The organism is Streptococcus sp. 11273D007BT (genome assembly GCF_053547195.1).
Genome location: NZ_JBPWPE010000001.1, coordinates 989,386 through 1,004,036 on the forward strand (window position 1 = coordinate 989,386; position 14,651 = coordinate 1,004,036).

Genomic DNA, 14,651 nt, shown 5'->3' on the forward strand with positions numbered 1-14,651 from the left:
ATGATTAAACGAATCGGACAATTTATCGCTTTAATTTTTACGCTATTTATTGTTTTTTATCTTTATCAAACCTATCGTAATGTTCAAAATGTTCTTTCCTATCGTTCTCTGGTACAAGAGGTTTTGGCAGAAAATGATACAGTAGCTAACGAGGAATTGGTCTTGGCAATGATTTACACCGAGACCAAAGGGAATGCTGCTGATTTGATGCAATCGAGTGAAAGTTCTACAGGTGTTGCCAACAGTATTACAGATAATAAAGAAAGTGTCCGTCAAGGCGTCAGTGTATTGTCTGAGAATTTAACTGAGGCTGGACAACAAGGTGTAGATGTTTGGACAGCAGTTCAAGCCTATAATTTTGGAAAAAACTATATTGCATATGTTGCCAAAAATGGGAAGGCAAATACAATTGCTGTTGCTAAAAAATATTCTAAGACGGTTGTTGCACCTAGTTTAGGAAATACTGAAGGACTTACTTATCGTTATTATAATCCTATTGCGCTTTATTATGGAGGTGGGGAGTTGTATCAAAATGGAGGGAATATTTACTATTCGAGACAAGTTCAGTTTAACCTTGTCCTTATTAAAATGTTGAGTGATTTATAGATGAAGCAGTTATTTAAATACTTTAGGGGGTATATCAAGGAGTCCATCCTTGCTCCCCTTTTTAAATTGTTAGAAGCATCTTTTGAATTAATGGTGCCAATGATTGTGGCAACGATTATCGACAAGGCGATTCCAGCTAAAGATAATGGATTATTATTTAAAGATTTAATCTTTTTATTTGTTTTTGCGATTCTAGGAATTATTGTTGCGATCACAGCCCAATACTATTCTGCTAAAGCGTCGGTTGGTTACACTGAAAAGTTAACATTAGCTTTGTATGATAAGGTGATGCGTTTACCACGTTTATCGAGAGATCATATTGGTACTGCTAGTTTAGTGGCTCGATTAACTGGAGATACCTATCAAATTCAAACGGGAATTAATCAATTTTTACGCCTCTTTCTAAGAGCACCTATTATTGTATTAGGGGCAATCGTTATGGCGTTTACCATCAATGCTACACTAGCAATTTGGTTTGTCGGCATGGTGGTAGCTTTATTTATACTGGTTTATATAATTTCAAAAGTGGTAACACCTTTATATCATAAGATTCGCCAAAAAACCGATCAACTCATCTCCTTGACAAGAGAGCAGATAGAGGGCATGAGGCTGATCCGAGTTTTTAATGCTAAATCATTTGAGTTATCAGAGTTTGCAACTGTTAATCAAAAATATACTCAGGCACAGCTGAAATTAGGAAACTTATCAAATTTATTAACTCCTCTTAGTTATCTGATTGTAAATGGCACTTTATTACTGCTTTTGTGGCATGGCCACTTATTAATCTTAGATGGTCATATTAGTCAAGGAAAGATAGTAGCTCTAATGAACTATCTTCTTCAAATTTTAGTAGAATTACTGAAATTAACGATGTTATTGACCTCTTTAAACCAGAGCTATATAGCAGCTAAACGTGTTCAAGCAATTTTTGATGAAAAAGAAGAAGATCTATATGATTCTTTACCAATCAAATATGATAAAGAGTTAATCTTGAAAATTGTTGATCTGTCATTTACTTATCCAACAGCAAGGCAATCGTCTTTAAAAAATATTTCTGTTTCAGTAAAAAAAGAAGAGATGTTAGGGATTATCGGTGGGACAGGTTCTGGAAAATCAACCTTGATAACCTTGATTGCGGGGTTATATCAGCCTACAAGTGGTGAATTAGATCTTTTTTATGAAGGGAAGAGCCCTAAGAATCTGTTTATCTGGAGGGAAGGGATTGCGATTGTTCCACAAAAGGCAGAATTGTTCAAAGGAACAATTAGAGAAAATCTGACACTTGGTTTAACCAGAACGTGTTCTGATAGTGAGTTGTTTGAGGCATTGAAAATGGCAGAGGCTGATGAATTTATTAAAGAAAAAGGTGGTTTAGATAGTATAGTAGAAACCTTTGGTAGAAATTTTTCAGGAGGTCAACGTCAACGCTTAACTATTGCGAGAGCACTTTTGAGAAAATCCAAATTATTGATCTTAGATGATGCTACATCAGCACTAGATTATCAAACGGAGAGTCGTCTCTTATCGAATTTAAAGCAATTAGCTGATACCAATCTGATCGTCATTTCGCAAAGAACAAGAAGTCTAGAGACAGCTCAGCAAATACTGGTCTTAGATAAAGGTCAACAGGTTGCTTTGGGAAACCATCAAAAACTTTTGGAAGATTGCTCTATTTATCAAGAAATCTATCATTCACAAGAGAAAAGGAGTTCATGATGAGAGCAAAACAACCTAGAACAATTTTTTATCGCTTACAGCAAGATTTTCTAGAAAAGAAAACTTTGTTTTTTCTAGCTAGTTTATTAACCTTAATTCAGGTTATTTTGACGCTTTATCTGCCCATATTGATTGGTCAATCAATTGATCACTTATTGGACAAAGGGGAGGTTCATCGATTAATTTTACTCATTGGTCAGATGTTTGGTGTTATTCTGCTTAATGTGATCATTCAATGGGTGAATCCAATACTATATACACGCTTGGTTTATGAATATATTTTTCGCTTAAGAGAGAAACTTATGAAAAAAATTCATGAACTCCCGTTATCCCAACTTGATCAACACAGTATCGGAGATATGGTCAGTAGGGTAACAACTGATATTGAGCAATTAGCTAATGGCTTGTTAATGATATTTAATCAGTTTTTAGTTGGTTTTTTGACCATCATCATGACGATGATCATGATGGCAAACATTGACTTTTTAATGATGGGGATGACGATTGTTTTAACTCCTTTGTCTTTATATTTAGCACGTTTTATTGCGAATCGAAGTTATGTTTTTTTTGGTCAACAAACTCAAAAAAGAGGCCAACAAACGCAATTGATTGATGAAAGTATTTCTCAGGAAGATTTGATTCATAGTTTGGGTGCTCAGGAAGATTTTATTAGACGCTTTAAAAAGACTAATGAACAATATGCTCAGGCATCAAAACAAGCTATTTTTTATTCTTCAACAGTCAATCCTTCTACTCGATTTATCAACGCTTTGATTTATCTGCTGTTAACAGGTGTTGGTGCCTTACGTATTATGTCTGGAGACTTATCGGTAGGACAATTAACAACATTTTTAAATTATGTTAACCAATATACCAAACCATTTAATGATATTTCATCAGTGCTATCAGAGATGCAAAGTGCCTTAGCTTGTGCAGATCGCCTTTACAGTATTTTAGATTTACCAAGTATGGTAGAGAGCGTTGAACACTCAACGTTTAGGATACAATTAGGTCAGGTTAGTTTTGATAGAGTTACCTTTGGTTACTACAAGGAAAAACCGTTAATCAAGGACCTATCTTTAGATATTCCTGCAGGTGCCAAAGTAGCTATTGTAGGTCCGACTGGTGCGGGAAAATCCACTTTAATCAATCTTTTGATGCGTTTTTACGATGTTGACAATGGGCGGATTCTAATTGATAACGTTCCCCTAGAAGAGATTCATCGTGAGATTCTTTATCAGGATATGGGGATGGTTCTCCAAGAAACATGGCTGAAAACGGCAACTATTCATGATAATATTGCTTATGGTATCAAAAATGCTAGCCGATCCGATGTCATACAGGCAGCAAAAGCCGCAAATGCTGATTTTTTTATTCAACAGTTACCAGATGGCTATGACACCTTTTTAGAGGATGGCGGGCAGTCGTTATCACAGGGGCAACGGCAATTGATCAATATTGCACGTGTATTTTTGAAATCTCCCAAATTTCTTATTTTAGATGAGGCAACGTCATCCATTGACACACGAACAGAGCTTTTAGTACAGTCTGCTTTCGAGCGTTTAATGGATGGAAAGACCAGTTTCATTATTGCCCACCGTTTATCGACTATTGAACATGCAGATCTCATTTTAGTGATGGTGGATGGAGATATAGTAGAGCATGGTAGTCATTCAGAGTTAATGGATAGAAAAGGCGTTTATTACGGTTTACAAACTGCAAATATAAAAAATTGAGGTTAGGATATTTCCTAACCTCAATTTTTTATATTATTTAGTGAAGCTATTGATTTCTTGTTCAATATTAGCAATTTTTTCTTCAGCTTCTGCTAAAGTCTCACCAACTGTTGCGATGTAAAACTTGATTTTTGGCTCAGTTCCTGAAGGACGAACGGCAAACCAAGAGTCATCTTCGAGGGTATATTTGAGAACGTCTGATGGAGGAGTAGTCAATTTAGTGACATTTCCAGACTTATCCGTTTTCGTTTGAAGAGCGAAATCTTCAAATACCACAACATCTGTTCCGTTAAATTGTTCTGGAGAATCATCACGGAATTTAGTCATGATTGCCTTAATTTGCTCAGCTCCATCTTTACCTGAGAGAGTAAGCGAGATAGTTTTTTCAGCGAAATAGCCATATTCTTGGAAGATTTCATCAATACCATCAGCTAAGGTCATACCACGTGAGCGGTAGTAGGCGGCAATTTCAGCTACCATAAGAACGGCTTGGATGGCATCTTTATCACGTACAAATGGTTTAATCAAGTAACCAAAACTTTCTTCAAAACCAAACATGTAAGTGTGGTTGTGTTTTTCTTCAAATTCTTGGATTTTCTCCGCAATGAACTTGAACCCAGTCAAGACATTAAACATGGTTGCGCCATAGCTTTCAGCAATCTTGGTCACCAATTCAGTTGATACAATTGATTTGGCAAGTGCTGCATTTTCTGGAAGAGTACCAGCTTGTTTATGAGCTTCAAGAATATACTTGGCAATAATTGCTCCAATTTGGTTCCCAGATAGGTTCCAGTAAGAACCATCGGCTTGGCGGACTTCAACACCAACACGGTCAGCATCTGGGTCAGTTGCAAGGAGAACATCTGCACCGACTTCACGACCTAATTCTTCTGCTAGTGCAAAAGCCACTTGGCTTTCAGGGTTTGGTGATGCAACTGTAGAAAAGTCTGGATCAGCAGTTGCTTGTGCTTCAACAACTTGAACAGATTCAAAGCCAGCTTGAGCAAGGGCGCGTCGTGCTAACATTTCACCTGTCCCATGTAGAGGAGTATAGACAATTTTCATATCTTTTCCATACTCTTCAATCAACTTAGGATTAATGCTGAGATCTTTTAATTCTTCAAGGTATTTAACATCTGTTTCCTCACCTAAAACAGTGATCAAGCCATTTGATTTACTATCTTCTAGATCAGCTAACTCTACTGTAAAAGGATCTTGGATAGAGCGGATATATTCTGTTAATGCACTAGCATCCGCAGGAGGCATCTGTCCACCATCTTCACCATAAACTTTATAGCCGTTAAATTCTTTAGGGTTATGACTGGCTGTTACCATGATACCAGCAATGGTATTGTAGTGACGTACAGCGAAGGAAAGCTCAGGGGTTGGACGAAGACTTTCAAATACATAGGATTTGATGCCATGTGCCGCTAAAACTTGAGCTGACTCAAAGGCAAACTCTGGAGAAAAGTGACGAGAGTCATACGCGATAGCTACACCGCGTTTTTTGGCTTCCTCACCTTTTGATTCCACTAATTTTGCCAAACCTTCAGTAGCCTGACGAACCACATAAATGTTGATGCGGTTAGTACCAGCTCCAATATAGCCACGCATACCAGCTGTACCAAATTCAAGATTGGTGTAAAAAGCATCTTCTTTTGTTTTTTCATCCATCTCTACTAATTCTGTTCGGAGATAGTCAGGTAATCCTGTAAAGTCAAGCCATTTTTGGTAGTTTTCCGTATAAGTCATAGTATTCTCCTTTAGGTTTTTGTTTTATAACCGCTTTCATTATACCACTTTCAATAAGAAAATGGAATACTAATTTTTTAAGTTTATCCTTATTTTTAGTTTGATAAAAACCATCTGTATCGATCTTGTAAGTTGATACAGATGGTTTTGTCATTTTTTCAAAGATTCTATGCGTGGAATGATAGTAAAAGTTAGCAGGCTTGCGATAAGCATTTCTGCTATTGAGTTAACAGATACGATTCCAGCTAACAGCAACTCAATGTTTCCTTGATAAACATTGGAGAAAAAGATAAAAATGCCTAATAAAACAAAGAAGGTATTTGTTAAAGTCCCTGCTAATCCAGACAAAATTAATCCGATTCGATTCGGAAGCAATTTATAGACAAAGTAGGGAGTGATTCCGATTAGGACACGTGGCAGGATAGCAATGATCAGAGAATAGAAATTACCATGTGGTACAAAGGGGCTAAAGACATAAGAGAGTGGCGAGATGATGATGGTATTTCGGATAACGCTCATAATCCCCATAAACAAACCAAGTTTCGCTCCTACTTTAGGTCCATATAAAACGGAGGCAATGATGATGGGGATATGTGTGATAGTGGGTTTGATCGGCAAAGTCAAAAAACTAAATACAAGCTGACTGAGGACCTCAATAATGAGCATGGTGGCAATAAAGATTGCTAGGGTTGCGACATTGGAGGCTGATTTTCTATTCACTTAAAGTTTCCTCGATTCTTTCAATAATAGTGGTTAGATCCGCCAAAGCTCCGCGACCAATATCACCGCAGGCTAGTAAGCTTGATCTTGGTTCAATAATAGAGTAGCCTAACTCGGATAAAAGAGAAAGGTTGTTTTGTGTGATAGGATTATCAAACATCTTTGTGTTCATAGCGGGTGCGATAAGCTTAGGTGTTTTTAATGGCAGTGCAAGTGCAGTAGCTGTGACCATATTATCTGCAAAACCATGTGCTAGATGAGCGATGGTATTAGCAGAAGCAGGTGCGACCAAAAATAAGTCTGCTTGTTTTGCAAGTTCGATATGGTTGACTATTTTAGGGTCGAGTTCAGACATGACATCTAAGTGGACAGGATTTTTAGAAAGGACTTGTAAGGTTAAAGGTGTGATAAAATGTGTTGCTGCCTCAGTCATCATAATGTGAAGAGAGTAACCTAATTTGCTTAGTTGACTGGTTAGATCCGCCGCTTTATAAGCAGAGATGCTGCCAGATACGGCGAGTAAGATAGTCTTAGGCATGTTGTGTTATCCTTTCGTAAAGCTTTTGTGCAATAGCTTTTTTTGAATTAACCTTTTCTTGTCCATCAGCATCTACAATATAAGCATGATGTTGATTATCTTTTATTTTACTTAAATCGTTGGCAACAATAATATCAGCTTTATTTTGTCTCAAGCTAGATTTAGCCACATCTAGTAGTTCTTGCTCTGAGACTTCTACTAGTAGTTTAAAGCCGATTAGGAAAATGCTAGGATTCCATTTTTTTATCAGACTGATAATTTTAGGTGTCTTTTTTAAAAATAACACTTGGTAGTCACTAGAAGAAGAGATTTTATTTTCAGAATTTGTTTTAGATATTAGCTGCTCTGGGGAGTGTTTTTCAAGCTCAGAAATGTCTGTCATATAAACAGGAGTATAATCAGACACAGCCATACTATGAATGATAGCATCGTGTTTAGGAATTTCTTCTTTCATGACTTTGAGTAAGTCTGATACGGTTTCAATAATAATAAGGGTTAAATGGTGGTGGGGATTGGGTTTTAGGGCTGTTTTAGTAGTAATTAAAGTAACATGATGATGATTTTCTAAAAATGTTTCAGCTACGGTTTTACCCAGTTGACCTGTTGAGTGATTGGTAATGCCACGCACGCGATCAATAGCCTCGGTGGTTCCACCTGATGTAATCAAAATTTTCATAGACATATTTTACAAAAAAAAAACGTTTTCGTAAACGATTAGCTATGATAGTCTTAAAATTTTCTTAATAAAATATCGAGCTATGGGGAATTTAAGATTTCTTTTAAGGTTTTTCATTATCATAGTCTCATCAACAACAAAGCGAGGTCAATATGAAATTTGTAAAAAAGCATGCCTATGCTATATTATTCAGTACCGCTCTTTTAGGAGCGAATACTTATTCTCTTCTTAAAACTTTTGTTATCCCGTCAGCTGTAACTGCAGTGGCAGAGACAACTACCTCTACCTCTAGTAGTACAGCATCTACTGAAACAGGTGAGGTGACACAAACAGATACGAGCTATAAGGATGACAATATTAGTGTTAACATTGAGACGTTAAGAAAGAGCGACACAACTGTGTATGTCGCAGATATTCAAGTTTCAAGCTCGGAATACTTAAAAACAGCCCTAGCGCAAAATACTTACGGTACTAATATTACAGATACCACATCAAGTATCGCTTCTACAAATAATGCCATCTTTGCGATTAACGGGGATTATTATGGAGCTAATGAGACAGGTTATGTCATTAAAAATGGCGTACTTTATCGTGATACAACAAGAAGCTCAGACTATGAAGATTTAGTTCAGTATAGTGATGGCACATTCGGTGTTATTTCTGAAGAAGAACAAACAGCTCAAGAGTTATTAGATAGTGGAGTCATCAATACATTTACATTTGGTCCAACTTTAGTTAAAGATGGAGAGATTGCTGTTTCAACTTCAGATGAGGTGGGACGTGCCATGTCAGACAATCCACGTACAGCTATCGGTATTATTGATGAAAATCACTATATTATTATCGTTTCAGATGGTCGTACAGATGAAAGTTCTGGATTGACATTATATGAGATGGCAGAATTGATGCAATCATATGGTGTTAAATTAGCTTATAACCTCGATGGTGGTGGATCTTCAACAATGTACTTTAATGGAAAAGTTGTCAATAATCCAACAACAAACGGAAATACAATTCAAGAAAGAGCGGTGAGTGATATTGTTTACATTGGTTACTAATAAAAGCAAACAAAAAGCGGTATGGATCTATTTGGGACTAACTATTTTCAGTTTAGTGTTTACATGGATCTATGAACAGTTTTCTTACGGAGAATCATCCATTTATATGCGTTTGATGTTTTTATCTCCCTTGGTCGGCACTGTATCCTATATTTTAGCTCAAACCAAAATAACGTGGTTACGAACAAGGTTATCAATGTTATTTTGGAATTCCAGTTTGGCTATCGTTGCAAGTGCATGTTTGGTCCGTGGAATTATTGAGGTTTCAGGACGTAGCGCAACTATTGATCAACCGTATTGGTGGGTAGCAGCATTTTTTGCGGCCTTGAGTCTAGGAGTGTCTGTCTTTTCTCTTCCTAAAAAAACACAAGCTATTTCTCAATAGTAAGGTATAATCTAAAATTGATAAAATACATACACTAAAAAAGGCTGGGCAAAAAGCCCAAAGCCTATTCTCAGAGTTCACCTTATTGCCAACCTCGAACTGTCTCCTAGATAGTTTGAGGTGTGTGGAGGTGGACCTTTTTTATTTGTTAAATTATTTCCTGCTTCCTTTATAGGTTAAGTCTATTTTTGAGATTTAAAACGGTAAAGAACACAACATGCTATCCCTAAAATAGCGACTCCCAATGTAGTTAGAAATGAGATGTTTTCTCCAGTTAGTGGTAAGGTTTTTCTTGGTTTTGTTTGAGTAGTGGAAGAAGTTGTTTGACTGTTACTTTCTTGACTACCTTGATTATTGTTAGATTTTTCTTCAGAATTATCTGTGCTTACTGCAGTGGATGTTTCTTGTTTCTCATCTGAACTTGGAGTTTGGGATCTAACAAAAGTGGTGAAAACTGAGTAAATTGGTTGGCTATAGTCTATTTGATGAGTAGGACCGTACCAATTAGCATAGATGAGTTGTGTCCCATCATAAATAAATCCTTCCTCGATGGTATTGCCTTCTGGAATCCAGCCACCACGTCCGCTGACTAAACCAGTTCCATCCCCTTCTGCAATGATATAAGTACTGGTATCAATCTGTCTTAAACTAGAGATAGATTTGCTGACCAGCTGACCATTTGGGTAATAGGCGGTATATGTCCCAGAATTTGAAAAAGTTACATAAGTAGGAACATTTTCATGTACTTGCCCATCGCTAACAGGTACCCAAGTTCCAACGAAGTCGGCTGGGAAAGCAATCAGATGATCATTTGTTTCTGTCTGAGTGGCATTAGTAAAAGAAGATGGGGTTGAGCTACCTACAGTATCAGTAACCATGCTAGAACTAACACTTTGGCTACTACCTGCCTCCTCTGCAAAAACAGGAGGATTTCCGTAAAAATTGTTAGATAAGGTGGCTAAACTAAGAACGGTAACAGTTGCTAACATCATTTTTTTGGCTTTCATCATAACATCTCCTTTGTTTTTCTAAAGTGATTATATCACTTCTGTAACAAAACTGCAACATTTTGTAAAATAAAAAACATAATTCTGATTTTTTATTTGAAGAAACGATGTTTAAGTTTCATTTAAGCGCGGGTTTAGAAAGCTTTTAGGAATCTGATATAAGATATAATCAAGAAAATTTGATAGAAAATAGTTACTCAGAAAGTGAGTCAACACAATGGATATTTTTACAGTCAATAGGAATTGAGGGATGTCGATGAGAGAAATTTGGTTAACTTTGTTAAAAGAAGTGATTATGATGATGCGATAATAAATTACTAGCAAGAATGAGAGACAGAGAGGAAAAATAGATGTATATTATTATCCCAGCTTATGAACCTGATGAAAGATTGGTAGCAGTTGTAAGAGATGTTAAGCAGGAACTTAATGCTGAAGTTATAGTAGTGAATGATGGAAGTGGAAAAGAGTACCATTCCTATTATCATATGTCTGAAAAGTTAGGTGCTGTTGTACTTGAACATGACGTGAACAAAGGAAAGGGAGCGGCACTTAAAACTGCTTTTGATTATATCTTAGACCATTCCGAAGAAAGAGAATGTGAAACCGTTGTAACAGTTGATAGTGATGGACAACATTTGATTAAAGATATTATCAAAGTAGCACATCAAGTTCAAAATTACCCCAACAGTATTGTACTAGGGGCACGCGCATTTGTCGGAAAAGTACCATTTAGAAGTCGTTTCGGTAACAAGGTGACCGCATTATTATTTAAGTTAGTGACAGGAGAGCCAGTAACGGATACTCAAACAGGCCTTCGAGGGATGACAACAGATCTTCTTCCTTGGTTATTAACCTTAGAAGGTGAACGATTTGAATATGAATTTAATATGCTACTGGAAGCTAGCAAAGCAGGGTATCATTTAGTTGAAGAACCTATTGCAACAGTTTATTTAGAAGAAAATAAAAGTTCACATTTTAGACCGATTCAAGATTCAGTGAGGATTTATGCACCGTTTTTAAAGTTTATAGCAAGCGCTAGTGCAGCGGCTCTACTAGACGCGGCTATGTTCTTTATTTTGATGAGCCTGACCAATCATTTGCTTCTTTCAGTTATAATTGCGCGTATTATTAGCGCTTCTCTCCAATGTTTTTTAAATGCAACAGCAGTTTTCAAAAGTCGAAAAAATCCAATCCAAGGCATTGTTAGATATGGTGTGCTGGTTTGTGTGATTTTGATGTTTAACTATTTGTTGATAACAGGTTTGGTGAGTTTGGGAATTGCGATAACAATCGCTAAACTTCTGACAGAGCTTGTTTTATTTCTCTTTAGTTATCGCGTTCAAAAAACAATTGTTTTTGCGTAAAATAGATGAAGCATCGGATTCGGTGCTTTTCTAAAACACGAACGAATTTATAAAATAGTAAAATAACGTGCGTTTTATTTAGGGTCATGTTATAATAGAGATAACAAAAAAGGAATTTAGGAGTTTCGCCATGAAATCTGATATTGAAATTGCTCAAAGTGTTGTGTTAAAGCCGATTGCAGAAGTTGTTGAAAAAGTTGGTATTACTTTCGATGACCTTGAACTTTATGGTAAATATAAAGCCAAGTTATCCTTTGATAAAATCAATGCCATTAAGGATCAAAAGCCAGGTAAGTTGATACTTGTTACGGCAATCAACCCAACTCCTGCTGGTGAGGGGAAATCAACAGTAACCATTGGATTAGCAGATGCTCTTACAAAAATTGGTAAAAAAACCATGATTGCACTTCGTGAGCCGTCACTTGGTCCTGTTATGGGAATTAAAGGTGGAGCAGCTGGTGGAGGCTTTGCGCAGGTTCTTCCCATGGAGGATATCAATCTTCACTTTACAGGAGATATGCACGCGATTACGACTGCTAATAATGCACTTTCTGCTTTGATTGACAACCATATTCACCAAGGTAATAGTATTGGAATTGATCAACGTCGCATTATTTGGAAACGTGTTGTGGACCTTAATGATCGAGCTTTACGTAAAGTAACAGTTGGTCTTGGTGGTCCCTTAAACGGTGTTCCGCGTGAAGATGGTTTTGACATCACGGTGGCTTCTGAAATTATGGCTATTTTGTGCCTAGCGACAGATATAAATGATTTGAAAGAACGTTTAGCGAACATTGTCATTGGTTATCGTTTTGATAGAAGTCCGGTTTATGTTCGTGATTTAGCAGTAGAGGGTGCTTTGACACTTATTCTAAAAGATGCAATTAAACCAAATTTGGTTCAAACTATCTATGGCACACCAGCATTTGTACATGGCGGTCCTTTTGCTAATATCGCACATGGTTGTAACTCAGTTCTTGCCACATCAACAGCGCTTCGTTTGGCAGATTATACTGTGACAGAAGCTGGATTTGGTGCAGACTTAGGTGCAGAAAAATTCTTGGATATCAAGGTACCAAATCTTCCGACAACACCAGATGCTGTTGTCATTGTAGCAACACTTCGTGCCCTTAAAATGCATGGTGGCGTGGCAAAAACAGAATTATCTGAGGAAAATGTAGCGGCAGTTAAAGCTGGGTTTGCCAATTTGAAACGTCACGTAGAAAATATCAGAAAGTACGGTATTCCAGTAGTTGTTGCGATCAATGAGTTTGTTTCAGATACGGAAGAAGAAATCACAGTCTTAAAAGAGCTTTGTGCGGAGATTGAAGTTCCAGTTGAATTAGCAAGTGTATGGGCAGATGGAGCAGATGGAGGTGTTGATCTAGCAAATGCTTTAGTGAATACTATTGAAACACAACCATCACATTACACGCGTCTTTATCAGTCTGATGATAGTTTAGAAGAAAAGGTAACAAAAATCGTCACTGAAATTTACGGTGGTCGAGGTGTTGTTTTTGAAAAGAAAGCGCGTAACCAATTGGTTGAGTTTGCTAAACATGGCTGGGATAAACTTCCTGTTTGTATGGCTAAGACGCAATACAGTTTCTCTGATGATCAATTTGCCTTAGGAGCTCCAAAAGACTTTGAGATTACGGTTCGTGAATTTGTTCCTAAGCTTGGAGCTGGCTTTATCGTAGCTCTTACAGGTGATGTAATGACGATGCCAGGTTTACCTAAAGCACCGGCAGCTCTTAATATGGATGTCGCAGAAGATGGATCAGCATTAGGGTTGTTCTAATAGGATTAATCATTGATACTCTGATGTTATACTAAAAACTCATATTCTATCACAGAGATTAAGTTAGTGATAGGATATGAGTTTTTTTGTTTTGTCTTAGTAAGAGAAAACATGTTAAAATGTAATAAAAAAGGAGGGGGTTAGATGAAAAAGAAATTATTACAAACGATAGTATTATTGTCGGCGATTTTATCTCTGACAGCTTGTCAATCCATAGAAAATTGGTGGAAAAATACCAAGGAAGAATGGGTTGGCTTGCAGATGACCGTTCGGACATATGATGAAAACTCTCAGCTGATTGATCAGATGACAGGGAAATCTTTGTCGATTTCTAGAAATGAGGAATTTGATTCGGTAGATAGTGAGGGGAATTCTAAAGCGGACTCATCGGTATTAAAGGTGACATTAGGAGAATATGAAATAGATCATGTTGGATCATCCTTGATTGCTTCAGAGGAAGGTTTGGAAGACTTGTTTACAAAATATCAAAAATCGGTGGATGTTAGCAATTATAACCACTCTATGCCGATAATTAATCAAATGGTTTCACAATTAAAAAATGATATGACAGGAAAAAAGAAGGTTATTCTCATTCGATCACAAAATGGAACTCCTCTTGCAACCTATGCTGGAAATAAAGTTTCCCTCTATGCTTCGGATGCCCCAAAAACGTCAGAATTATTAATTGATGGGAAACGTTTAATTATTTATCGCTGTGATTATACAATTTATGATAAGGCTCTATTGGAGGAATAATGGTGAAAATTCGTCAAGCTAAGACATCAGATGCTGCTGCTCTTGTTGGGATCTACGCTCCTTATGTCGAGGAGACCGCTATTACTTTTGAATATTTTGTTCCTAGTATTGAAGAGTTTGAAACTAGGATATTAAAGACTCTTGAAAAATTTCCTTACCTTGTAGCAGAGGAAAATGGTGAGGTACTAGGGTATGCTTATGCTTCAACTTACTATGGGCGAGCAGCCTATGATTGGACGGTAGAGTTATCGGTTTATGTCTCTAAGGCATCAAGAGGGAAAAAGGTTGGAAGCCGTTTATATGATGCTTTAGAAAGCGCTCTTAATCAAATGGGAATGGTTAATTTATTAGCTTGTATTGCCTTGCCTAATGATCCTAGCATTCAGTTCCATAAGCAACGTGGCTTTAAACAAGTTGCACACTTTGAAAAAGTTGGCTATAAGTTTGGACAGTGGCATGATATTGTTTGGTTGCAAAAGCGCCTTCGAGATTGTAATGATATGTGATATAATAGAAAAAAAGCTTAGGAGGAGAAA

At 36.9% G+C, this 14,651-nt stretch carries 15 protein-coding genes; 9 read left to right on the plus strand and 6 right to left on the minus strand.

Translation table 11 applies throughout. The features are described from left to right. Genes ACEE75_RS05105 through ACEE75_RS05115 form a run of 3 tightly spaced genes read left to right on the plus strand, consistent with a single transcriptional unit; the run spans position 1 to position 4,058 of the window. Entirely contained in the window at positions 1 to 606 is a 606-nt protein-coding gene (locus tag ACEE75_RS05105) for a lysozyme family protein (protein ID WP_447575376.1), read from the plus strand. Beyond that, a complete protein-coding gene (locus ACEE75_RS05110; RefSeq protein ID WP_447575375.1) occupies positions 607 to 2,322 on the plus strand; it encodes an ABC transporter ATP-binding protein in 1,716 nt (571 codons plus the stop codon). It abuts the gene before it with no gap. Continuing rightward, a complete protein-coding gene (locus ACEE75_RS05115; protein WP_447575374.1) occupies positions 2,322 to 4,058 on the plus strand; it encodes an ABC transporter ATP-binding protein in 1,737 nt (578 codons plus the stop codon). The genes ACEE75_RS05110 and ACEE75_RS05115 overlap by 1 nt, the downstream gene beginning before the upstream one ends. Positions 4,059 to 4,091: 33 nt before the next feature. Here ACEE75_RS05115 and ACEE75_RS05120 read toward each other — a convergent pair whose 3' ends face one another. Genes ACEE75_RS05120 through ACEE75_RS05140 form a run of 5 tightly spaced genes read right to left on the minus strand, consistent with a single transcriptional unit; the run spans position 4,092 to position 7,744 of the window. Further along, entirely contained in the window at positions 4,092 to 5,810 is a 1,719-nt protein-coding gene (locus tag ACEE75_RS05120; protein ID WP_447575373.1) for a phospho-sugar mutase, read from the minus strand. After that, a complete protein-coding gene (locus tag ACEE75_RS05125; protein WP_447575372.1) occupies positions 5,776 to 5,964 on the minus strand; it encodes a hypothetical protein in 189 nt (62 codons plus the stop codon). The genes ACEE75_RS05120 and ACEE75_RS05125 overlap by 35 nt, the downstream gene beginning before the upstream one ends. Then, entirely contained in the window at positions 5,961 to 6,530 is a 570-nt protein-coding gene (locus ACEE75_RS05130; RefSeq protein WP_447575371.1) for an ECF transporter S component, read from the minus strand. Before ACEE75_RS05130 ends, ACEE75_RS05125 begins: the two co-directional genes overlap by 4 nt. Beyond that, entirely contained in the window at positions 6,523 to 7,068 is a 546-nt protein-coding gene (gene coaC, locus ACEE75_RS05135) for a phosphopantothenoylcysteine decarboxylase (protein ID WP_447575370.1), read from the minus strand. The genes ACEE75_RS05130 and coaC overlap by 8 nt, the downstream gene beginning before the upstream one ends. Then, positions 7,061 to 7,744 carry a phosphopantothenate--cysteine ligase gene (locus tag ACEE75_RS05140; protein ID WP_447575369.1) on the minus strand — a complete coding sequence of 228 codons (684 nt, stop codon included), beginning with the start codon at positions 7,742 to 7,744 and terminating at the stop codon, positions 7,061 to 7,063. Before ACEE75_RS05140 ends, coaC begins: the two co-directional genes overlap by 8 nt. A 152-nt stretch (positions 7,745 to 7,896) precedes the next feature. Between ACEE75_RS05140 and ACEE75_RS05145 the strand changes: the two genes are divergently transcribed. Together ACEE75_RS05145 and ACEE75_RS05150 are read left to right on the plus strand one after the other, a co-directional pair. After that, complete coding sequence (locus ACEE75_RS05145; RefSeq protein WP_447575368.1) at positions 7,897 to 8,802, plus strand: phosphodiester glycosidase family protein; 906 nt, start codon at positions 7,897 to 7,899, stop codon at positions 8,800 to 8,802. Next, complete coding sequence (locus tag ACEE75_RS05150; RefSeq protein WP_449173578.1) at positions 8,777 to 9,187, plus strand: hypothetical protein; 411 nt, start codon at positions 8,777 to 8,779, stop codon at positions 9,185 to 9,187. The genes ACEE75_RS05145 and ACEE75_RS05150 overlap by 26 nt, the downstream gene beginning before the upstream one ends. Positions 9,188 to 9,369: 182 nt before the next feature. Here ACEE75_RS05150 and ACEE75_RS05155 read toward each other — a convergent pair whose 3' ends face one another. Next, on the minus strand, positions 9,370 to 10,197 hold the full coding sequence (locus ACEE75_RS05155) for an LPXTG cell wall anchor domain-containing protein (RefSeq protein ID WP_447575366.1): 828 nt from the start codon (positions 10,195 to 10,197) through the stop codon (positions 9,370 to 9,372). 347 nt (positions 10,198 to 10,544) lie between these two features. Here ACEE75_RS05155 and ACEE75_RS05160 point away from each other — a divergent pair, with 347 nt between their 5' ends. From ACEE75_RS05160 to ACEE75_RS05175, 4 genes are all read left to right on the plus strand, one after another. Further along, positions 10,545 to 11,558 (plus strand): bifunctional glycosyltransferase family 2/GtrA family protein, encoded by a 1,014-nt coding sequence (locus ACEE75_RS05160; RefSeq protein ID WP_447575365.1) that lies wholly within the window; start codon positions 10,545 to 10,547, stop codon positions 11,556 to 11,558. Between the two features lie 130 nt (positions 11,559 to 11,688). Continuing rightward, positions 11,689 to 13,359, plus strand: coding sequence for a formate--tetrahydrofolate ligase (locus ACEE75_RS05165; RefSeq protein WP_447575364.1), 1,671 nt, complete (start codon positions 11,689 to 11,691; stop codon positions 13,357 to 13,359). A 144-nt stretch (positions 13,360 to 13,503) separates the two neighbouring features. Further along, positions 13,504 to 14,115 carry a DUF5052 family protein gene (locus ACEE75_RS05170; protein ID WP_354367874.1) on the plus strand — a complete coding sequence of 204 codons (612 nt, stop codon included), beginning with the start codon at positions 13,504 to 13,506 and terminating at the stop codon, positions 14,113 to 14,115. A 2-nt stretch (positions 14,116 to 14,117) separates the two neighbouring features. Next, positions 14,118 to 14,621, plus strand: a complete 504-nt coding sequence (locus ACEE75_RS05175; RefSeq protein ID WP_447575381.1) for an N-acetyltransferase family protein — start codon at positions 14,118 to 14,120, stop codon at positions 14,619 to 14,621. The last annotated feature ends 30 nt before the right edge of the window (positions 14,622 to 14,651 follow it).